This window comes from Streptomyces sp. NPDC091412 (genome assembly GCF_044756885.1).
Classification (GTDB): Bacteria; Actinomycetota; Actinomycetes; order Streptomycetales; family Streptomycetaceae; genus Streptomyces.
On the sequence record NZ_JBIVTV010000029.1, the window covers coordinates 36,566 to 56,117 of the forward strand.

At 68.4% G+C, this 19,552-nt stretch carries 21 protein-coding genes and 4 pseudogenes; 8 read left to right on the plus strand and 17 right to left on the minus strand.

The annotated features are described in order from the left end of the window. Positions 1–4: 4 nt before the first annotated feature. The 6 genes and pseudogenes from ACIQMV_RS36475 to ACIQMV_RS36500 all read right to left on the minus strand — a co-directional run. Positions 5–1,243, minus strand: a complete 1,239-nt coding sequence (locus ACIQMV_RS36475) for a cytochrome P450 (protein ID WP_401783358.1) — start codon at positions 1,241–1,243, stop codon at positions 5–7. Further along, positions 1,240–1,836 (minus strand): GTP-binding protein, encoded by a 597-nt coding sequence (locus ACIQMV_RS36480; RefSeq protein WP_401783361.1) that lies wholly within the window; start codon positions 1,834–1,836, stop codon positions 1,240–1,242. Before ACIQMV_RS36480 ends, ACIQMV_RS36475 begins: the two co-directional genes overlap by 4 nt. Next, positions 1,817–2,188 (minus strand): DUF742 domain-containing protein, encoded by a 372-nt coding sequence (locus ACIQMV_RS36485; protein WP_401783363.1) that lies wholly within the window; start codon positions 2,186–2,188, stop codon positions 1,817–1,819. Before ACIQMV_RS36485 ends, ACIQMV_RS36480 begins: the two co-directional genes overlap by 20 nt. Further along, positions 2,185–2,619 carry a roadblock/LC7 domain-containing protein gene (locus ACIQMV_RS36490; RefSeq protein ID WP_141365634.1) on the minus strand — a complete coding sequence of 145 codons (435 nt, stop codon included), beginning with the start codon at positions 2,617–2,619 and terminating at the stop codon, positions 2,185–2,187. Before ACIQMV_RS36490 ends, ACIQMV_RS36485 begins: the two co-directional genes overlap by 4 nt. Then, positions 2,616–3,968: an ATP-binding protein gene (locus tag ACIQMV_RS36495; RefSeq protein ID WP_402597377.1), complete on the minus strand. Its 1,353-nt coding sequence runs from the start codon at positions 3,966–3,968 to the stop codon at positions 2,616–2,618. Before ACIQMV_RS36495 ends, ACIQMV_RS36490 begins: the two co-directional genes overlap by 4 nt. A gap of 534 nt (positions 3,969–4,502) precedes the next feature. After that, positions 4,503–5,159: pseudogene (locus tag ACIQMV_RS36500) on the minus strand (AraC family transcriptional regulator); the annotation flags it as partial. A gap of 314 nt (positions 5,160–5,473) precedes the next feature. On the opposite strand from ACIQMV_RS36500, the gene ACIQMV_RS36505 reads away from it, so the two are divergent. Then, the gene (locus tag ACIQMV_RS36505) at positions 5,474–5,773 is read left to right on the plus strand and encodes a hypothetical protein (RefSeq protein ID WP_402597378.1); all 300 of its coding nucleotides are present in this window, start codon (positions 5,474–5,476) and stop codon (positions 5,771–5,773) included. A gap of 73 nt (positions 5,774–5,846) precedes the next feature. Continuing rightward, positions 5,847–6,089: pseudogene (locus tag ACIQMV_RS36510) on the plus strand (hypothetical protein); the annotation flags it as partial. Positions 6,090–6,391: 302 nt separating this feature from the next. On the opposite strand, the gene ACIQMV_RS36515 reads toward ACIQMV_RS36510, so the two are convergent. From ACIQMV_RS36515 to ACIQMV_RS36555, 9 genes are all read right to left on the minus strand, one after another. Continuing rightward, positions 6,392–7,186 carry a hypothetical protein gene (locus ACIQMV_RS36515; RefSeq protein ID WP_402597379.1) on the minus strand — a complete coding sequence of 265 codons (795 nt, stop codon included), beginning with the start codon at positions 7,184–7,186 and terminating at the stop codon, positions 6,392–6,394. A 266-nt stretch (positions 7,187–7,452) separates the two neighbouring features. Further along, entirely contained in the window at positions 7,453–7,713 is a 261-nt protein-coding gene (locus tag ACIQMV_RS36520; protein WP_402597380.1) for a hypothetical protein, read from the minus strand. A 221-nt stretch (positions 7,714–7,934) separates the two neighbouring features. Continuing rightward, positions 7,935–8,336, minus strand: a complete 402-nt coding sequence (locus ACIQMV_RS36525; protein ID WP_402597381.1) for a hypothetical protein — start codon at positions 8,334–8,336, stop codon at positions 7,935–7,937. Positions 8,337–8,345: 9 nt separating this feature from the next. Beyond that, positions 8,346–8,633, minus strand: a complete 288-nt coding sequence (locus ACIQMV_RS36530) for a hypothetical protein (protein ID WP_402597382.1) — start codon at positions 8,631–8,633, stop codon at positions 8,346–8,348. A gap of 344 nt (positions 8,634–8,977) precedes the next feature. Next, positions 8,978–9,817: an ABC transporter permease gene (locus ACIQMV_RS36535; protein WP_402597383.1), complete on the minus strand. Its 840-nt coding sequence runs from the start codon at positions 9,815–9,817 to the stop codon at positions 8,978–8,980. Further along, a complete protein-coding gene (locus tag ACIQMV_RS36540) occupies positions 9,814–10,824 on the minus strand; it encodes an ABC transporter ATP-binding protein (protein ID WP_402597384.1) in 1,011 nt (336 codons plus the stop codon). The genes ACIQMV_RS36535 and ACIQMV_RS36540 overlap by 4 nt, the downstream gene beginning before the upstream one ends. A 51-nt stretch (positions 10,825–10,875) precedes the next feature. Then, positions 10,876–11,331, minus strand: a complete 456-nt coding sequence (locus tag ACIQMV_RS36545) for a MarR family winged helix-turn-helix transcriptional regulator (RefSeq protein ID WP_402597385.1) — start codon at positions 11,329–11,331, stop codon at positions 10,876–10,878. Positions 11,332–11,524: 193 nt separating this feature from the next. Beyond that, entirely contained in the window at positions 11,525–12,499 is a 975-nt protein-coding gene (locus tag ACIQMV_RS36550; protein ID WP_402597386.1) for a hypothetical protein, read from the minus strand. 87 nt (positions 12,500–12,586) lie between these two features. Continuing rightward, positions 12,587–13,333: an HAD family hydrolase gene (locus tag ACIQMV_RS36555; protein ID WP_402597387.1), complete on the minus strand. Its 747-nt coding sequence runs from the start codon at positions 13,331–13,333 to the stop codon at positions 12,587–12,589. A gap of 235 nt (positions 13,334–13,568) precedes the next feature. Here ACIQMV_RS36555 and ACIQMV_RS36560 point away from each other — a divergent pair. Further along, positions 13,569–14,404: pseudogene (locus ACIQMV_RS36560) on the plus strand (IS5 family transposase). Positions 14,405–14,410: 6 nt separating this feature from the next. Here ACIQMV_RS36560 and ACIQMV_RS36565 read toward each other — a convergent pair. Continuing rightward, positions 14,411–14,743, minus strand: a pseudogene (locus ACIQMV_RS36565) (transposase family protein); the annotation flags it as partial. Positions 14,744–14,792: 49 nt separating this feature from the next. Beyond that, positions 14,793–15,695, minus strand: a complete 903-nt coding sequence (locus ACIQMV_RS36570; RefSeq protein ID WP_401782419.1) for a helix-turn-helix transcriptional regulator — start codon at positions 15,693–15,695, stop codon at positions 14,793–14,795. A gap of 215 nt (positions 15,696–15,910) precedes the next feature. Here ACIQMV_RS36570 and ACIQMV_RS36575 point away from each other — a divergent pair, with 215 nt between their 5' ends. From ACIQMV_RS36575 to ACIQMV_RS36595, 5 genes are read left to right on the plus strand one after another with little or no spacing between them, the layout of a single operon-like run. Further along, entirely contained in the window at positions 15,911–16,927 is a 1,017-nt protein-coding gene (locus ACIQMV_RS36575) for a zinc-dependent alcohol dehydrogenase family protein (RefSeq protein ID WP_402597388.1), read from the plus strand. A gap of 21 nt (positions 16,928–16,948) precedes the next feature. Continuing rightward, positions 16,949–17,824, plus strand: a complete 876-nt coding sequence (locus ACIQMV_RS36580) for an MFS transporter (RefSeq protein WP_402597389.1) — start codon at positions 16,949–16,951, stop codon at positions 17,822–17,824. Positions 17,825–17,867: 43 nt separating this feature from the next. Then, positions 17,868–18,635, plus strand: coding sequence for a glucose 1-dehydrogenase (locus tag ACIQMV_RS36585; protein WP_402597390.1), 768 nt, complete (start codon positions 17,868–17,870; stop codon positions 18,633–18,635). Positions 18,636–18,684: 49 nt separating this feature from the next. After that, positions 18,685–19,008: a carboxymuconolactone decarboxylase family protein gene (locus ACIQMV_RS36590; RefSeq protein WP_141365668.1), complete on the plus strand. Its 324-nt coding sequence runs from the start codon at positions 18,685–18,687 to the stop codon at positions 19,006–19,008. A 51-nt stretch (positions 19,009–19,059) separates the two neighbouring features. Then, positions 19,060–19,470, plus strand: coding sequence for a cupin domain-containing protein (locus tag ACIQMV_RS36595; RefSeq protein ID WP_402597391.1), 411 nt, complete (start codon positions 19,060–19,062; stop codon positions 19,468–19,470). The last annotated feature ends 82 nt before the right edge of the window (positions 19,471–19,552 follow it).

A 19,552-nucleotide genomic window follows, 5' to 3' on the forward strand; every position in this document is an offset into this window, starting at 1 on the left:
TAGATCAAGCGGACACGGGGACGCTACCCCGCGTTGATCTCCGTGAATCCGGTGTCTGCGGAGTGAAACGGCAGGGCAGTGAGGTGAGAACGCGATAGATGGGGCCTGGCTGGTACGTCAGAGTGGCAGCCGGAACGGTGAGTTCGATGTCCGGCAGCCTGCCCATCAGCCGCTCGATGGCCGCGACCGACACCACGAACACGATGTCCTCGGCGGGGCAGGAGTGCGGACCGGCCGCGAAGGCGAGGTGTGCCTTGTAGTCGGAGCGCTGCTCGTCGCTCACCTGACCGGCGTGGGGGCAGGTGTTGACCGCCGCGTAGGAGACCATGATGGGCTCTCCGGCCTCGATGGCGCGCCCGTGGAACGTGACGGAGCGCCGCGCGCGGTGGAGGCTGTACATGGCCAGAGGCGGATCCGCCCAGAGCACCTCGTCGATGGCGTGCCTGATGGGCAGACTCCCGGTGGTGAGAGTGCCCCGGTACCGCTGGTCGGAGAGCATCTGCGCGAGGGTGTTGGCGATCAGGCCCGCCAGCGTGCCGTAGGCCGCGCCCTGAGTGATCAGTACCTGGTTGATCACCTCCTCCGGGCTGAGCCCGTGCGGGTGGTCGATGAACCAGGAGGTGAGGTCGCGGCCGCGCCGCGCGCTCTTCATGGCGTAGAGGCCGCCCAGATACGCGGTGAGAGCCTGCTCGCCCGCCTCCTTGGCCTGCGGGACCGTACTCATCATCGCCTCGATTGCCGACATGAGCTGGTCCGCGCCCTCGTCCGGCATGCCGAACAAGGTGTTCAGGACCATGAGCGGCAGCCTACGGGCGTACTGGGCGACCAGGTCGGCCCGTCCCGTATGGGCGAACTCGTCCAGAAGCGTGTCCGCGTGACGTCGCGTCACATCCCGTAGGTACTGGGGGTCGAGGAGCGCGAAACTGTCGGTGATGACCTTCCGCAGATGCGCGTGTTCCTCGCCGTCGGCGAAGAACAGGCTGGGCCGCCACTGCAAGGGCTCCTTGACCGGACTGTCCGCCGGCACCGTCGTGTCCCAGCCCCGGGTGTCCTTGGTCCAGGTGCCGGGGTCCTGCAACAGGTCGAGAGCGGCCCGGTAGTCGGTGACCACCCATACGACGACGCCGGGATCGATCTCGGCGCGGCCCACCGGGCCCTGTGCTCGCAGCAGTTGGTAGCTGCGCTGAGGGTCGACGGCATGCTCCGGTCCGTACAGCGGTACAGCGTTGGGGGCATTGGTCACAGATCGCCTCCGGCACGGGTGACGAGGTGGGCGGCCAGCGCTCGCAGCGCGTTGAGGCTGGAGTCCCAGTCGCGCGCGTCGCAGATGACCATGGGGGTGTGATCCTCGACGTCGAGCTTGACGCGGAGGGTTTCCTCGTCATAGGTGGGGGATTCGGGGAATTGGTTCACGGCTACGGCATAGTCCAGGCCGCTCTCCTCTATGAGGTCCATGACCTCGAAGGAGTCGGCCAGTCTCCGGGTGTCCACGATGACGAGTGCGCCCAGGGCCCCACGGGCGTAGTCGCTCCACAGGGGCTTGAACCGCCGCTGCCCGGGCGTGCCGAACAGGTACAGGACGATTCGCCCCTGGGCGATGGTGAGACGGCCGAAGTCGATGGCCACCGTGGTGGTCTTCTTGTCCGCGACCGCAAGCTCGTCGACATGAGCCGCCGCGTCGGTCATGACCTCCTCGGTGTGGAGGCTCGGAATCTCCGACAGGGTGCGGATCATCGTGGTCTTACCGATACCGAACGGCCCGGCCACCAGGATCTTCACCCGTTCGTGGTTCGAGTCCGGCAGGTAGACCGGCGCACTAGAGGGCGAGGAGCCCATGCATAACCTCCTCCAGGAGGGCCTTGCTGGGCCGTCCGGCGTGAGCGGTGGGAGCAAGGGCGTCCGGAAGCGGCGCAGCGGCACGCAGGTGACCGTCGGACACCAGTTGCGCGGCGAGCATCTTCACCACGCCGATCGGAAGACGCAGATAGCCCGCGATCTCCATCACGGTCAGCCCGCCGTCACTGACCAGGTCGAGAAGTCGCTGATGGGCGGGTGTGTGATGGGGCAGCGCAGGTCGGCCGGTGGCGGTCAAGGCCGTCAGGTCTTCGAGCGTGCTGTGCTCGGGAGCGCTGAGGCCTCCCGTGGCCAGGTAACTGGGGACCAGTCGTCGCGCCGGGCCCGGGCTCATGATGACGGGCCATGGGAGCGCGTGGGTACGGACATCAGCGCCTCGCCGAGGTTCTTCGCCTGCCGCGCGAGAGTGTGCGCGACGATGTTCATCGGCACATCGGTGCCGAAGGAAGCGGCGATGAACGCGTTGGCTCCGCCGGCCGGCATGACCATAAGCGTTCCAGAGGCGTCGAGTTGGACCGTAATGGTGGAGATCGGAGTCTCCTCGGGTGCCTGGAGCGAGACGACGGCCGCCGCGCGCGCGGCGCCGTGCAGGGCGGACACCATGGCCGCCATACCCTCGGAGTCATCGCGGCCGAGGCTGCCCGAGGCTCCGACGACGATGCCGTCGGCGGACAGGATCAGAGCATGACGGACGCCGATCTCGATGATCGGGCCCAGGACCCAGGAGGGGTCGGGTATCTGCTCACTGAGAGTTGACTGGGTCAAGACTTGTCCTTGTTCTCAGAGTCGGTTGCGTCACGTCCGGCGGCAACGGCCTGCTCGAAGTCACCCCATGCGGCGCCAGCCGCATCCGGGTCCACCGGTCGAGCCGTACGCGTCAGAGAGCGGCCACGGGAGGATCCGCTCCGGCGGCGGCGCTGGGGCAGCCCGCTGGCGTCACGCGGAGACGGCGCGCTGACGTCACGCAACCCCTCCCCGCGCTCCGCGGCGTCAGGAGGTACGGGCGTGCGCGGCGCCGGGGCCGGCAGGGCCGCCATCGCCGACGGCGGCTCCGCCTGCTCATCGATGGTGGTCAGCAGATGCTTCGGAACCGCCAGCACGGCACGAACCCCGCCATAGGGGGAGACCTGATCGACGGACACGTGGAAGCCGTGGTCGGCGACCAGCTGCCCGATAGCCGCGAAACCCAGAGCCGGAGGGTCGCCCAGCTCGGTGAGCAGCAGCTTGCCGGCATTCTCGCCGGTCACCAGCCGGGTGCCGCGCGCGACGGACTCGCGGGTCATCCCCTTGCCCGCGTCGTCGATCTGGATGCACACGTTGCCGTTGTCCGTCTGCAGAAGGGTGACCTCCACCGCCAAGTCGCCCCGTGAGGACTCCAGCGCGTTCGCCATCAGCTCGGCGCAAGCCACCGCCACCGGTTCTGCGGCCCGGCCGACAACGCCCACCCCGCCGACCAGCAGTTTGGTGTGGACCTGGATCCGCTCGAATCCGTTCAGACGCGACGTGGCTCCGGCGACGACGTCGGGGAGGTGGGTGTCCGGCCGGACCAGGCCGGGCCACGAACCACTCACGATGGCCGCTTTCTGCACCAGCCGGAGGACCTGCTCGTTGAGCTGGTCGATACGAAAATACTCCCTGACGACCTCCGGGTCGCGGCAGTCGCGTTGCAGCTCGTCGATGAGCGTCTGCAGCCGGAAGCTCTGGGCCTGGATGGCCGTGCAGGCGCCGCGCAGTGCCGCCCGGGCGGCGGAGTCGATACGGCCGCGCTCACCGATCAGAGTCTCCACGAACAGGTCGTGCGCCGCCTGGGCCTGCACCGCGAAGTCGCTGTCGTCGTTCAACAGGCCGTCGGGCACGGGATGATGATCGCTTATCAAGTGCAGAGCGGCGGCGGGCAGCCGGTTGTTCACCAAGTGGCGCAACTCTTCGAACTGCGCCCTCTCGCGGGCCCGGAGGGTTGCCAACGCCTCATTCTGCTCGGCGATTTGCCGGGTCAGCGCCGCACAGCGACGCGACAGGCCCGCGCGAGATCTGGCGAGAGCCGCTGCGGCGACAGCGCCCGCTGCGGTTGTCGCACCCAACACCGCAAGGGCAGCTTCGGGATTTGATGTCACGGATAGGGGGTCCTCGGAGGGTCAGAGCCAGGCCCCGGCCGGCATCGGGCGACGCAGCGGAAGCTCACGCCCGACAGGCAGACCTGGCGATGTGGGTAAGGGAGAGGCGCGCACGTCTGCCGGCCACCGCGTGGGACGGCCTGCTTCCCGGAACTCCGCGCTCCCAGGAGCCCGTCCCGCGGCAGGTTCGCACCGAGAAACGGAACACGGACACGCCAGGCACACTGGGAACCAAGGGAAGCAGGGCATTTCGCTCCGGTCGACAACGAGCAGACGATCCGGCATGTTACTCATAAGATGATCAGCGTGTGGCATCTTCACGTCGCGTCCACAATGCGGCAACCTGGCCGTCGAGGGCGGATCGGTGCGGCCGGGCTCGGCCGGGAAGGACCGGGCTGGGTGAACGGCCCTGGCGAGAGTGCTGCCGTTGACTCCGAAGAGCCGGGCGAGCAGGTCCCGGGTGCCGACTTTGCACATGAGCACAGTGAGCCTTTCCCGGAAATGATCCTGTCCGGCGACAGGCCCCGCAGGCCGTCACGGTGACGAGCGGTGAAACCGGGACGGCGGTCCGCCGAAGCCGTGGGTGAAGGCGGCGGTGAACGCCGCAGGCGAGGCGCAGCAAAGCCGACCCGAGACTTCGGTGACGGAGGTCGAACGCAGCATGGGGAGTGCCGCCAACAGCCCGGCGAGGGCCCGCCAATGGGCCGGGCTCTCTCCTGTCCCCCTGCGAAATCGCCGGGTGAAGGCACGTTCACTCACGGCCGTCCGCGCGGCCCACGCGGCATTGGTGACGGTCACGTCCGGGGCCGCCAGGTAGGCGCGACAGAGCGCCGCGAGGTCGGGAGAAGCGGGCAGACCGATGTGGAACGGAAGCGGGGCGAGCGCGGCGATCTCGTGCAGAAAGAGCGCCGCGACGTGTCCGCCGCGTCCGGACAGATCGTAGTTGGGCACGAACTCGACTGCCGCCACCAGCAGTTCGCGTAGCAGCGGCGGCACGTCCACGACCGTGCAGGTGGCGGGCCACCACGGCACGGCCGTCGGCTCGATGTACAGGCTCCGGGTGCTCACCTGGAGCATCCGGACGCGGTGCCGGGTCACAGCGGGGATCAAGAGCGCCCGCCCGGGAGGAACGGTCCAGGAGCCATCGGCAGTGTCGGCGACCATGACCCCGGTGGCGCCGTGGAGGAACTGCACGGCACCGGGATGGAGGGGGCGCCGTTCCCGACTGAGGGTTGATCGTGGCGTGCGCGGGGAGCTCCCATCCCGCCCACCATCGCCCCAGCCGGCCAAAGGTCCCCTCACAGTCTTGTCCTGACTCCCGAGCGGCCCGTGCGATCTGATCTTGCACGGTGCTCTCTCCTTTGTCGGTCCTGGAGTCCTACGGCCTCGGGACTGGTGGGCTCGCATGTTGATGTGTCGTGTATTCACAGGGACTTCACGGCATCGGTCACGATGAGTAGCTGGTCAGGGTAGTTTTCCGCGGGCCAGGTTGGGACGATGCGGGGATGGAGAGTGATCTGGCGGAGCCCTCAGCCACGGAGTTGGCAGAGGCCATGCGCGCTGCGCTCATGCATGCCCGGTGGGATCCGGGCGGTGATCCGGCGGTCGCCGTTGATGTGTTGAGCGGCATGGTCGAAGGCGTGTGCGGTCCGGTCGATTCGGTGGCGGTCGGACAGACTGTCTTCGACTCCGAAGCTCTGGGGACGGTGTACCTGTTCTGCGCTTCAGTGAACAAGGCCCTTGATCGGAATCACCTGGCGTCGCCGGGAACGTATCGGCTCCAGGTCCCTCCGGCTTCGCGGTGACCAGCCGGGTGGCTGTCCTGTCGTGGTAACCGAGCGCCTTGGCGATGACGGGGGCCGGGGCCTGCAGGACGAGGTGGCGGATGACGCGGTCGCCTCGGTCCGGGTCGACCGGCGCTACCCCGAGGGCCGTCTGATCACCCTCTCCGAGGACGGGGTCCTCGACCTGATCGTGGGCAGCCAGACCTCGGTGACCCTGGAGCTGAACCGGCCACTCTCCTTCACTCGCCCGCTCGGCGCAACGGAAGAGGCCCACACCATCCGCTTCCACGCAGACGACCCGCGCGCACTGGTCAGCGCACTCCGTCAGCCCGCCTGAGCGCACAGATCGGTTCCGACCACACAGGCGGAGCGAAAGACAACTTCGCAGGAGGAGTACTACGGCGACGTGCGGGAGGTCGGACGCCCGTGGCCTTCGCCGCGACTTGGCGCCCGGCAAGGCACTCCGATCGGGCGCCCGTCCGGTTGCAGTTCGGCTACTCGGCAATCTCATAAATGAGCATCTGTGAGAGATCTGCGAGAGCCCCCGGAGTGATAACGCACGTTGCCGGGTATGCCGTCGGCCCCCGACTCGGCGTCGGTAAAGGCAGCATGCGGGAGGGCATGGCACGGTCGGTCGGGTCAGACGTGGCAGCGTACGTTGACTAGCAGTGTGTCGGCGGGCAGTGCGAGGAGATAGGACTGGACACCCTGGTGCCCCTCGTTGACGTCCGGCTCGTGGACGCAATCGGCGCGGCTGTGGCATGCGCCATGCTGGGGCGCTTCGTCCAGTTCGTACCACCATCCGCCTAGGGTCAGCACGTTGCGCGAAGGCAAGAGGCTGAACTCGTAGGTCGCGACGTATTCCTCGCGGCTGCGTTGGCCGATACCGACCGCGTCCCAGCCGAAGGAGAAGTGGTCCGCTATATCGGGCCGGGCCAATGTCGGCGCGACCTCGGCCCAGGCGTGGACGGCCGGCTGGGCACGGTAGGCGGCGGCCTCCTGGGACGTTTCGTACGAGGCCCTGGTCCCTGCGGCGGCGAGGTGACGGTAAAAGAACACCGACTCGTCGTCCGCAGCCGGGTGGCGGGAAGCTACTTCCTGCCATCGATCCCAGACCCGGCCCGCGTGCTCGGCGCCCCTCGCTCGGAGGGCATCGCGGAAATCGATCAGCCCCCTCGGCCCACCCGCGCATATTCCGGGCAGACCGGGCTCCAACGTGCCGTCCCAGCGGGGACGATCCTCGATCAGCCGCGGGTCGTCCTCGTGGTCGGCCAGCACCGGCAGGCCCATGGACCCGCCACAGATCCGAAAGCTGTCCCACACATCCCGTTCCACGGCGCCCACACCGTCTCGCGCGAAGGGCATCATCGCCTCCGCGACCGCCTCGTCGACCCTTCCCACGGCCGAACCGGGCAGGCACACGATGATTGACATTCCAGCCATCCTGGGATCGTAGGCAGGACGATCACTGCACGCCATCCCATCCGCGGCGAACTGGAGAGTCTCAGTCAGCCCAAATAGGCACTCGGCTACACGGAAAGCATGCGCAGCGTCATCGGTTCGTCACGAGGTACGCGCGTGGACTCCCCATGATCAAGAATTCAGCCAGCGGCTTACGCGCGATGGCGCCAAGGTCGGTCCGTATGGCGGAGCCAACCAAAGTGCTTACAGGCGCACGGTGACTCGCGTCACGACGGGTTTCAAGATTGCGTGTGGCACACGGCTCTGCGACGCAACCCCCACGCCCTGAATCGGCCGCTCACGAAGATGCCTACGCCGATGGACAGCGCGATCAACAGAATCGACGCCCCGCCGTCGAGGGTCACGTGGCGGCCTCCGGCTGCCAACGACATCAGGAAAGCAATCGCCGTGAAGGTCGCGCCGGCGACGGTAAGGAAGACCGCTATCTCGGCCCACCACATGGCCCGCGTCGGTTGAGTCGTCATGGCGATGTTGTACATGGCGCATCTGGTTGCTGTACAGCAGGGAAGTGCAGCAACCCCCGCGCCCAGGACCAACCGCTGCCAGCCCCAAGCAATCAGCTGACGTGCCTGACCGGCCTCAGCGACCACCATGCCCATAGTTCGCATCGAGGGGGATCAGCCGCGACGAGCGACCCCGCCGCTCGATCACTCGCCGCCATATCAGCGGGTACCGAGTGGTCGGCAGCCCAGGTGGGCGATCAGGCAGCCTTGGCCCGGCTGACGATCAAAGCGAACAGGGCTGCGCCAACGGGTACCCCGATGATCCCGCCTACCTGGAATCCCACATGGTGCGTGGGGGAGAGCCACGCCTGCACTGCAAGGCCGAGCACTGCCATCACGAGTACGGCCACGAGAGCGACTGCACATCCAACGCGCCGGCGCGGTGGCTCGGCGATGTAGAGCCCGAGCATTGGGGCAGCGGCGAACACCTGGACCGCGAAGGTGATCGTTCTGTCGACCCCGTCTTCGAAGTGCCAAAGTGCCAGAGTCACGACTCCCCAGACAGCAAGGCCGAGCAGAGCACGCAATGCGACGGACACGACCACAACCCACGCTCGGCGGCGAATCGGGTCAGTCTCGGGGCCTTGCTCTCTCGTCACGCTGAGAGGTTAGCGGTCGTACGGGACGGTGCATGACCCTGGGGCTTTTGAGCACTCGCGCCACTTGTAGTTGAAGGCCTCGGCGTCGTCGATGACGACGCCGTCGAGCAGTCGGTAGAACTCTTCGGCGTCGATGCGGTGGGAGCGTTCGACCTTGCCGTTCAGCCGCGGGATGCGGGGCTTGATGTACGTGTGGGCGATGCCCTTGTCGAGCACGTGCCAGTGAAAGGCGGACTGGAACTCGGCGCCGTCGTCGGTCTGGATGACCTCGACCTGGAACGGCAGGCGCTGCAGCACGTAGTCGAGGAACGGGGATGGACTTCGGCAGGGGGATCTCCGTAGTGATCGGAGATTCAGGTGTCAACGATGATCGTCAGTTTTGGACGTCGACGCCGGACGGGTAGACAAGCAAACGAAGCCTCTGGTGGAGACGGATTTCTTGGCCGAAAACCCATCTACCAGGGAATTCGCCTGTGTGTCAGCCCAACTGCCAACCCAAACCGGCAGGTTGGAAAGGGCTCACTGCCGCAGTAAATGTGCACACCTCGCCCAGGCGGCCGGAATCGGCCGCCGCAGGTCCCGGCGATCACGCTAGGGGCTCCGCCGCAGTAAATCCGGCATTTACTGCGGCAGGCGCGTAGTCACGTCTGCACTCGCCGGGCGAAGCGGCGCAGGGCGAGGTAGCCCAGAGCGGCGGTGCCGAGGGTGAGAGCGGTGAGGTAGGCCCAGGTCGGCATGTGACCCGTGGAGGGCGTGAGGTTCGCGCGGAGGCCCTCGCTCATGTAGACGAGCGGGTTGGCCAGGGTCAGGACCTGGACCCAGCGGATCGGGTGCAGAGCGGTCCACGGGTAGTAGACGCAGCCCAGCATGGTGGCGGCGGCCAGGAGCAGGCCGAGCAGCGGCCCGAAGGCGGAGGCGTCGACCGCGGTTCCGAGCAGCAGCCCGAGTGTGGAGGCGAGCAGCGCGCTGAGTACCAGTGTCGTCAGCAGCAGGGGCCAGTTGTCGATATGGGCTCGGGGCGCGTTGCCGGGGGCGTGGACGAGCCAGACGATTGGGACGACAACGAGGGTCGAGACGAGGCCGAAGATCGCGGAGGAGGTGATCTTCTGCAGGCCCAGGGCCCAGACGGGCAGGGGCGCCAGGGCGCGGTCGGTGATCTCGCGGCCCGGGCCGAGTTCGGCGGCCAGCGGCCCGGTGACAGACATGATGCTCTGCAGGGTGAGGGTGCTGGCGATCAGACCGGGCAGCAGGATCGTGGAGAACGAGGTCGCGCCGCCCAGTCCGCTGCCGATGCTGGGCATGACGTAGGCGAAGGCGAAGGTGAACAGCAGCGGCTGGAGGCCGACCTGGATGAGCAGAGCGGGAAGGTTGCGGCCCAGGACGTGGAGGTCGCGGCTGGTCAGCGCGCGGTAGGCGTGCCAGGCGGCACGGCGGGACGACAGCGGGCGGGAGGTGATGGCGAGAAGGTTCTCGGTGGTCATGGCGTGTAGTCACGTCCGGTCAGGGTGAGGAAGGCGGTCTGCAGGCTGGGGGGTGTGGTGGTGGCGTCGCGGACGATGAGGCCGGCCGCACTGCCGGCTCGCAGCAGGTGGCCCAGGAGGCCGTCGGGATGCGTGGTGCGGACCCGTACGGTCGGGCCGTCGACGGCCACGTCGTGGGGGCCGCCGGGGATGCTGCGCAGGGCGTCTGTGGCCGGGGTGGCATCGCCGTCGTAGTGGACGGTGATGACCGTCTGCGCTCCGCTGGACGCCTTGATCGCCCCGGGGGTGTCGCAGGCGAGCAGGTGCCCGTGGTCGATGACGGCCAAGCGCTGGCACAGGGCCTCGGCCTCGTCGAGGTAATGGGTGGTCAGCACCACGGTCTGGCCGACCTCATGCAGGCTTGCGATGATCCGCCAGAGGTCCTCGCGTGCCTGAGGGTCGACGCCTGCGGTGGGTTCGTCGAGGAAGAGCACCTCCGGCAGGTGCATCAGGGCCCGGCCGATCATGACCCGGCGGGCCTGGCCGCCGGAGAGCTGGTGGGCTTTGGCGCCGGCCTTGTCGGCGAGGCCGAACTGCTCCAGCAGTTCGAGCGCGCGGCGGCGGGCTGCTGGGGCGGGCATGCCGAAGTAACGGCCGCGGAAGGCGAGGTTGTCCGCGACGGTGAGTGCGCGGTCCAGTGTGTTGGCCTGGGAGACCACGCCGATGCGGGACTTCACGCCGACCGGGTCGGCGCTCACCTCGTACCCGGCGACCCACGCCTGTCCGGCGCTGGGCGCGACCAGGGTGGTGAGCATGCCGATGCTGGTGGATTTACCAGCGCCGTTGGTGCCGAGCAGGCCGAAGAACTCGCCCTGGTGGACCGTCAGGTCCAGACCGTCGACGGCGACAAGACCGCCCTGCGCGCGCGGATAGACCTTGCGCAGGCCCTCCGTGCGGATGGCCGCCGGGGCGTGGGCCGTGGTGGCGGCAGGGGCGAGGGGCGGTGCGGGGGCTGGGGTTGGATTCATGTGGGTGCTCCAAGGTGCGGATGAGGCATCCGTCGGGAGGCGTGCCGGCGGTTATGGGGTGAGGGGGTGGCCGGGCAGGCCGGTACCGCCCAGGCGCGTCAGCAGCGCGGACATCCGGCCGATGTCCTCCTTGCTCCACGGGGGCGCGGCGAAGATCTCGGCGGCGACCTGCTCGGCCGTGGCGAGCATGTCCGTCAGGCGTGCGCGGCCGGTGTCGGTCAGTGCCGCGTAGGCCACCCGGCCGTCACGGGCGTCCGTCTCGCGCGTCACCAGCCCGATCCGCTCCAGCGGCGCCAGCCCCCGGGTCACCCCGGAGGCAGTCAGACCCAGCGCCTCAGCCAGGTCCACCCGGCGCATCCGGCCGCCGGGCGCCTGCCCCAGACGCAGCAGCGTCGTGAAGTCGGCCAGGCTCACCCCATGCAACCCTCCCAGGCTCGCGTCGAATCGCTTCACCAGGGCCGTCTGGGCCCTCACGAGACGCAGCGACGCGTCAAGCACATCACTCATTGCCACCTCCTTGACTGCTCAAGCATATCAGTAGCTTGAGCAGTCAAGGATTTGTTCAGTTGATGGCCGGACGGAATCGTCCCGGGGCTCGGCGCGACGCTCACCCATCACGTCCGCGCCAACGACCCCCCGGCACTGGATTCCGTTTTCGTGGAGAGCATGACGAAGTGGTGCGAGTCGGTCTGGGACATGCTCACCGACGAGGGGCAGTGGCCCACAGTGGATCCGCGATCACGGGACGCTCCGGCTTGATGTCGGCGAGTTTCTCCCAGAGGTTGCGGTGGCACTCCATGTGGTGTTCCGCGATCTGTCTGGTCGAGCGCGCCCGCGAGTGCAGATCCCAGCCGATGTAGCGGGCCTCGCCGTAGAGCGGGCCGAAGCCTTCGGTGTCGAGGATCCGGTAGGTGTTCTCGTGCCAGGTGACGTCTCTGTGCTCGATGCCGTACGGCGTGGAGAAAACTGTTTCCTGGTTGAGGATGTACAGCTTCCGCTCGGGTATCTGCGGCGACTCCCGGATCTCGCAGGATATGACGATTCCCGGATTTCGCTGGTGCACCCGTTCCAGCAGATTCTTCAGTGTGATCCAGTTGTGCTTGGTGAAGTCGTCCCGCATCCGTTGCCGGTTCTCCGGGGAGTCCCGGAAGTAGAACCTCTCCGCTTCGGACTGACCATTACGGGGTGCGGGGACAAGGCCTCCGGGCAGCCCCATCGGAAGGTTCAGATGGGCGATGATGATACACAGCTTCAGTTCGACCGTGCGTACTTCGTGATCGGCCATCTTCTCCAGCGGTACCCGCAGCGCGTCCAGCAGCGTTTGCATCGTGAATCCGGAGAAGTCGACCCGCACGAGCCGCGCCTGGAACGCTTCCCGGAACGCGGCGTGCAGTTCATCCCGGTCGGCGAAGACATGGACGCCCGACACCTCCTTCGGCTCGGACCCGCTGATGGCATCGAAGAGGATCAGGGCGATCAGCGCCGCGAACGAACCTCCCAGCAATTGCTGTCCCTTGAGGGCGTTCCCCAGCGGGTCGATGACCTCGGCGGCTACTCCGAGCAGGGCGACCAGGGCGAGCAGCCAGCGCACCACGCGAGGCTTCCACCGGCCCAGCGTGTCCTGGAGACGTTCGAGTCGGCTCGGGCCGTTGTCGCCCTCACTGCGAGATGACACACGTACCCCCGTGCGTGCCGTGGTGTGCGGGAGGGTGATGATGCCCCGTGGATCCCCTTTGCACACCAACTCGGCAGAATCGGTGGGTCAGTTCGCTTTTATGGCCGCCAAGGACCTCGCGGCGTCGACGACCGGCGCGTGCCCTTGCACGACCCAGCCCGCGCCGTGGTTCCTCATCTCCCGGGCGCGCTCGGCCGATGGCGTGTGGCCGAGGAAGGGGGTGCCCGCCACCCGGGCGGCCTGGAGGTCGGTGAGCTGGTCGCCGATGAGCAGGGTCTGGGTGCCCGGCAGGTCCAGGAGCCTCAGAGCGCGGCGGACGGGGTACGGATCGGGCTTCATGTGCCGCAGCTCGTGCGGGTCCCGCCCCACCACGGTGTCGAACTTTGATTGCAAGCCGTTGTTCTTGAGGAACTCCCAGACCGGGCCGTCGGAGTTGTTGCTGACGATCACCAGGCGCAGACCGAGGTCGCACAGCGCGTCGACGAGGCGCAGGACGTCCGGTGCCGGAACGGCCGCCCTGACGGCGTCGTACTCGTACCGGGTGACGATGGCCTCGGCCTCGGTCAGCGCGCGGGGATCGCGGGGCGTGACGGTCGGCCGGTCGAACATGTCCCGCAGATGCCGGAGGATGCCGTGGGAGTCGTCGCACTCTTCGACGTCGGGGTCCAGCCGGCCCCAGATGCCGCGTACCACGTCCTTGATCTCGTGGGCTACGGGCGCGGTCGACTCGTCGCGGAAGAGGTCGGTGACCGGTCCGTCGAAGTCGAGCAGCACGGCACGTGCGCCGCGGAGCAGCCGCTGCAGAGCCCCACGTTCGTCGAGTGCGCCGGCCATCGGTCTCCTTCCGTCACCCCGGCCAGTGTGGACCATGGCGGGCCGTGCGGCCAGCACTGCAGGCCATGGCGCAATCCGGACGCAGCCAGATATGTGGAGGACAGGTGTGATTCCGGGATTCGTAGTTGGTGTGGCAGAGGTGGCTTGAGCTGGGGTGTTGGAGGTTTCTGTTAGAGGTCCTAACAGAAGCTGTTGATGGTGTGACTGTCGGCTTGGATGTTCGTTTGGTCTGTTCGTGGGGAAGAGGAAGCCTCGGCCGTGGATCGTGTCCGATGAACTGCGGCTGCTGATCGAGCCGTTGCTTCCGATCCCGGGACCGAAGCTGGTGGCGGGCCGGCCGCGGGTTCCTGACCGACAGGCTCTGTGCGGGATCCTGTTCGTGCTCCACACCGGCATCCAGTGGGAGTACCTGCCCCAGGAGCTCGGCTTTGGTTCCGGCATGACGTGTTGGCGGCGTCTTGCCGCGTGGAACGAGGCCGGAGTGTGGGACCGGCTCCATGCCGTCCTGCTGACGAGGCTGCGGTCGGCGAAGCAGCTGGACTGGTCCCGGGCGGTGATCGACTCCAGCCACGTCCGGGCCGCTCGACGGGGCCCAAAAGCGGTCCCAGCCGGTCGACCGAGCACGTCCGGGCAGCAAGCACCACGTCCTCGTCGATGGGCAGGGCATCCCGTTCGGGGCAGGGCATCCCGCTCGCGGTGTTGCTGACCGGCGGAAACCGCAACGACGTCACGCAGCTGATGCCTCTGCTCGCCAAGGTCCCGGCTGTCGCCGGCCTGGTCGGGCGACCGAGGCGACGGCCTGACATGCTGCTTGCCGACCGGGGTTACGACCACGACAAGTACCGCCGCCTCGTCTGGGATCAGGGCATCAAACCCGTGATCGCCCGCCGCGGTGTCCCGCACGGCTCCGGTCTCGGAGTCCACCGCTGGGTCGTCGAGCGGACCATCGCCTGGCTCCATGGATTCCGGCGCCTACGCGTCCGATGGGAGCGACGAGACGACCTCCACGAGGCATTCCTCGGCCTCGCCACCTGCCTCATCACCCACCGACACGTCCAACGCCTTTGTTAGGACCTCTAACTCCTTGACCACGGAGCCGAGTTGGTCGGCCAGGCGGTTGGTGCGACGCTGGTAGCGCTCCACGACGCCCGGAACCTGCTCCCGGAACGTCTGCCGCGGGCAGCCAAGCACCGGGCAGACCAGGCGCCGGATCCGCACCGACGCCACGACCCGCCGTCCATCCACCGGCACGTCCGCGACCACCCGCCCGTGGCGGCCATGCACCCGGCCCGTCGGCTGCCCGCACACCGGGCACGGCACCGGATCGTCCCGGGTCCGTGCCGACACCCGGATGACCTCGCCCTCGTCCGTCACGCCCTCGACGACGAGGGCAGACAGTCCCGAAAACACCACACCCACAAGCTCATTGACCTCTCTCACACCATGCCGACGACGGCCGTCACCCTTCGTTACCACCGATTACGGGACAGAGCCGTTCGTTTGACAGCCCCTGGGTGGCGGCCCAGGTCGCGAGGAGGCGCAGTCCTTCCTCGGAGGGCGATCCGGGTTCGGCGGTGTAGATGGTGAGGGTGAGGCCGGGTTCGGCGGCCATCTCCAGTCCTTCGTAGGCGAGGGTGAGGTCGCCGACGGCGTGGTGGTGGAAGCGTTTGGTGCCTGTGCCATGGTGGCGGACGTTGTGGGCTCCCCAGCGCGTGCGGAAGTCGTCGCTTCGGGTGGAGAGCTCGCCGACGAGGTCGTGGAGGTCCTTGTCGTGGGGGCTGCGGCCGGCTTCGGTGCGCAGGATGGCGACGGCGATGTCAGCGGCCTGGTCCCAGTCGGGGTAGAAGCCGCGGGAGGCGGGGTCGAGGAAGTTGAAGCGAGCCAGGTTCGCTTGATTGTGGGGCGCGGCGTAGACGTCGGCGTAGAAGGCTCGGGCGAGCTGGTTTGCGGCGAGGATGTCCATGCGGCCGTTGCGGACGAACGCCGGGCCGGCGGTGACAGCGTCCAGGGTCCACTGCAGGCTGCGGTGGGCCGTCCAGTGACGGGTGGCTCTGCGGCGGGGGCGGGTGAGGGCGTCGGAGCCGTCCGCTGTCTGTGCCAGGTTCAGCAGGTGGGCGCGTTCGGCGTCGTCGAGCTGCAGGGCGCGAGCGACGGCTTCGAGGACAGCCGGGGAGACGCCGGCGAGGTTGCCGCGCTCCAGCTTGGAGTAGTACTCCACGCTCATGTCGGCCAGCGCGGCGACCTCGCTCCTGCGCAGGCCGGGTACGCGCCGACGGCTGCCGGTGGGCAGGCCCGCCCGCTCGGGGGTGATCTTCGCTCGCCGCGAGGTGAGGAACTCGCGGACCTCTGCTTGGTTGTCCACGCCTTCGACGGTACGTCCCGCCCGCGGTCATAGGGATGTACTGGCAGTACACCCTTTGACGGTGTCTCGCTACCCACGCCGGGAGCGGGTTACCTGGATGACGTGGTGCTCTCCGCCGCGGCTGCGAGCCGGTCGGGACGGGCAGCCGCATTTCTCTGCATTCGGCGACGGCCGGTTTCTACCGGCGCGCCTCGGCACATAAAGGAACCCCTCTCATGCGCGGCGCAGTCATCCATGCCCCCGGCGACATCCGCTTCGAGACCCTCGACGACCCGAAGCTCCTCCACCCCACCGACGCGATCATCCGCACGGCCGTGACCTGCGTGTGCGGCTCCGACCTGTGGCCCTACCGCGGCCTGGAGCCCACGAACGAGCCGCACCCGATGGGCCACGAGTACGTCGGCTTCGTCGAGGAGGTCGGCTCCGCAGTCACCTCGGTCAGGCCGGGCCAGTTCGTGATCGGCTCGTTCGCCACCTCCGACAACACGTGTGCCAACTGCCGGAACGGTTTCCAGTCGAACTGCCTGCACCGCGAATTCATGTCCACCTGCCAGGCCGACTACGTTCGCATCCCCAACGCCCAGGGCACCCTGGTCGCCACCGACGGGGTGCCCGGCGAGGAGCTGTGGCCGGGGCTGCTGGCAGTCTCCGACGTGATGGGTACCGGCTGGTGGGCCGCGGATGCCGCAGAGGTCAAGCCTGGTTCGACCGCCGTGGTGGTCGGTGACGGAGCAGTCGGCCTGTGCGCGGTGATCTCTGCGAAGGAGATGGGGGCGGAGCGGATCATCGCCATGTCCCGGCACGCCTCCCGCCAGAAGCTCGCCCGCGAGTTCGGCGCCACCGACATCGTCACCGAGCGCGGCAAGGAGGGCGTGGCGCGGATCAGGGAGCTGACCGGCGGGATCGGCGCGGACAGCGTGCTGGAGTGCGTCGGCACCGCCCAGGCCATGCAGCAGGCCCTGCACTCCGCCCGCCCGGGTGGCAGCGTCGGCTTCGTCGGCGTCCCGCACGAGGTCGCTGTCGATGGGCAGGAGCTGTTCTTCTCCCACGTCGGGCTGCGTGGCGGTCCCGCCCCGGTACGCCGCTACCTGCCCGACCTCATCGACCGCGTCCTGACCGGCGCCATCGCCCCGGGCAAGGTCTTCGACCTCACGCTGCCTCTGGACCAGGTCGCCGAGGGCTACCGGGCCATGGACGAGCGTCGCGCCATCAAGACCCTGCTCAAGCCCTGACCGACCCGCAAGGAAGCGCCGATGAGCGCCATACCTCGCCGCGCCCCACTCCGGCTCCTCGTCGCTCCGGCAGCCGTGCTGATGGCCATGACCGCCTGTTCCCAGGACGCAGCGAACCCCCTCCCACCCGCAGAGGCGTCGTCGACCGGGTGGCAGGAGACACCGGCGCCCCGCACCCCGTCCAGTCCCGGCAGGAAGAGCTCCATGGACATCGTCCAGGTTTCCGTGCGCCGTGAGATCAAGGCGCTGCGCCAGGGCCGACTGTGGCTGGCGCTGGCTGCGGCCGGTCTGATCACGGGCGGAGTCCTCGCCACCTACACCTTCATCACCCCGCTGCTGACCGACCGTGCCGGCATCCCGGCCGGTGCCGTGCCGCTGGCCCTGATCGTCTTCGGGGCCGGCGCACTGGGCGGCACCGTCATCGGTGGCCGGTTCGGCGACCGCCGCCCGATGACCACGACCATCCCGGCCGCGGCGGCGACCGCGCTGGTGCCGCTCGCGCTGATCCCTCTGGCCACCACCCCGGCCGTCGCCGTCGCGTTGATCTTCCTCATGGCACTGGCCGGGTTCACGATCAACCCGGTCATCACCGCCCTCGCCGTCCGCTTCGCCGGTGACGCGCCGACTCTCACCTCCGCGCTGACCACGTCCGCGTACGACACCGGCATCGCAGCCGGCTCCGCGCTCGCCGGACAGGCCCTCGCCTCTTCCCTCGGCGTTACCGGACCGGCACTGGTCTGCGCCGTGTTCGCCGGGCTGACCCTGCTGCCACTGATCGCCCTGGCCTTCTCCGCCAGGCGTGGGACGACCCACATCGTCGCCCAGGGCACTGCTGCCGAGGCTCGGGCCCCGGCGGCACCGCGGGAGACCGCTGACGCGATGTCGACGCGGTCCTGAATCTGTCCGCCTACCTCGCACCCCATTCACCAGGAGGAACCCTGTGAACCCGACCTACGACTTCACCGGCCAGGTCGCCTTCGTCACCGGCGCCGGCTCCGGCATGGGCCTGGCCGTCGCCCAAGCCTTCGCTGCCTCCGGCGCCGCCGTCGCCCTCGCCGACATCGACGAAAGGGCCGTGCGCGAGGCGGTGAAGGAACTCACCGATGCCGGCCACCAGGCTCTTGCCCTGACCTGCGACGTCACCGACGAGGCCCAGGTCGCCGCCGCCGTCGACCGCACCGTGGAGGTCTTCGGCCGCCTCGACATGGCCTACAACAACGCCGGTATCCAGATCCCGCCCACCGACGCCGCCGACGAATCCCTCGACCAGTTCGAGAAGGTCCACGCCGTCAACCTACGCGGCATCTGGGCCGCCATGAAGCACGAACTACGCCACCTGCGCACCCAGGGCAGCGGCGCCATCGTCAACTGCTCCTCCCTCGGCGGCCTCGTCGGCATCCCCGGCCGCGCCTCCTACCACTCCACCAAGCACGGCGTGATCGGCCTGACCACCAGCGCCGCCCTCGAATACGCCCCGCGCGGCATCCGCATCAATGCCATCTGCCCTGGCACCATCGACACCCCCATGGTCAGCGACATGATCACCAAGAGAGAACTCGACCGCGCCGAAGCAGAAGCCAACCAGCCCATCGGACGGCTCGGCACCGCCGACGAGATCGCGCAGGCCGTCCTGTGGCTGTGCAGCCCCGGCGCCAGCTTCGTCATCGGTGTCGCCCTCCCCATCGACGGCGGCTACACCGCCCAATGACCCCGGAGTTCCCACCGCACAGCACCGTCGCAGACCAAGGAGAACCACCATGCCCGATCAGTCCGCCCCCGAAGAGCTCAAGGCGATCGCCCCCAAGCTCGTCGAGGTCACCAACAACGTCCTCTTCGGCGACGTCTGGAAACGCCCCGGCCTGTCCCCTCGCGACCGGAGCCTGGTCACCGTGAGCACGCTGGCTGCTCTCTACCGCAGCGAGCAGCTCGACCACCATTTGGGCGTTGCCCTGAACAATGGGCTGAGCGTGGAAGAGCTGTCCGAAGCCATCACCCATCTCGCCTTCTACGCCGGCTGGCCCAACGCCATGACCGCCATCACCAGGCTCAAGAAGATCGCCGACGAGCGCGCCCCGTCCTGAGCCCGCCCTCGCTCACCGCCCAACGCCCCCCATGCGACAAGGAAGACCATCATGGAGCACATCACCTCGACCCCCACGGCCAAGGCACCCTCCGAGCGGTTCACCGGCGACGTCTACCTCAACATGATCGAGGCGCCGACCGAGCCGGCCCGCCTGGCCGCCGCCCTGGTCCGCTTCACTCCCGGCGCCCGCACCAACTGGCACAGCCACGCCAACGGCCAGACCCTCTACATCACCGACGGCATCGGCCTGGTCGGCACCCGCGACGGCAACGTCGTACGCGTCAGCGCCGGACAGATCGTCAAGTGCCCGGCCGGCGAGGAGCACTGGCACGGAGCCACCGACACCACCCTCATGGCCCACATCGCCATGGTCGTCGGAGACGCCGGCGGAGACGCCACCACATGGCTGGAGCCCGTCACCGACGAGCAGTACGCCACCGCTGTGAGCACCAGCAACTGACCCGCGCCGCACCGACCACCCCGCCCCTGGAAACGGGCCCCGTCCGGCCGAGGCAGCGGCCCGGATCGCCCCGGGCCACGCA

Bases quoted from the DNA above. Each gene is read 5' to 3' on its own strand.
- ACIQMV_RS36520 (WP_402597380.1), bottom strand. From the start codon at position 7,713: ATGTACAACATCGCCATGACGACTCAACCGACGCGGGCCATGTGGTGG.
- ACIQMV_RS36575 (WP_402597388.1), top strand. From the start codon at position 15,911: ATGCGCGGCGCAGTCATCCATGCCCCCGGCGACATCCGCTTCGAGACC.
- ACIQMV_RS36535 (WP_402597383.1), bottom strand. From the start codon at position 9,817: ATGACCACCGAGAACCTTCTCGCCATCACCTCCCGCCCGCTGTCGTCC.
- ACIQMV_RS36555 (WP_402597387.1), bottom strand. From the start codon at position 13,333: ATGGCCGGCGCACTCGACGAACGTGGGGCTCTGCAGCGGCTGCTCCGC.
- ACIQMV_RS36580 (WP_402597389.1), top strand. From the start codon at position 16,949: ATGAGCGCCATACCTCGCCGCGCCCCACTCCGGCTCCTCGTCGCTCCG.
- ACIQMV_RS36505 (WP_402597378.1), top strand. From the start codon at position 5,474: ATGGAGAGTGATCTGGCGGAGCCCTCAGCCACGGAGTTGGCAGAGGCC.
- ACIQMV_RS36595 (WP_402597391.1), top strand. From the start codon at position 19,060: ATGGAGCACATCACCTCGACCCCCACGGCCAAGGCACCCTCCGAGCGG.
- ACIQMV_RS36540 (WP_402597384.1), bottom strand. From the start codon at position 10,824: ATGAATCCAACCCCAGCCCCCGCACCGCCCCTCGCCCCTGCCGCCACC.
- ACIQMV_RS36545 (WP_402597385.1), bottom strand. From the start codon at position 11,331: ATGAGTGATGTGCTTGACGCGTCGCTGCGTCTCGTGAGGGCCCAGACG.
- ACIQMV_RS36515 (WP_402597379.1), bottom strand. From the start codon at position 7,186: ATGTCAATCATCGTGTGCCTGCCCGGTTCGGCCGTGGGAAGGGTCGAC.
- ACIQMV_RS36480 (WP_401783361.1), bottom strand. From the start codon at position 1,836: ATGGGCTCCTCGCCCTCTAGTGCGCCGGTCTACCTGCCGGACTCGAAC.
- ACIQMV_RS36485 (WP_401783363.1), bottom strand. From the start codon at position 2,188: ATGAGCCCGGGCCCGGCGCGACGACTGGTCCCCAGTTACCTGGCCACG.
- ACIQMV_RS36590 (WP_141365668.1), top strand. From the start codon at position 18,685: ATGCCCGATCAGTCCGCCCCCGAAGAGCTCAAGGCGATCGCCCCCAAG.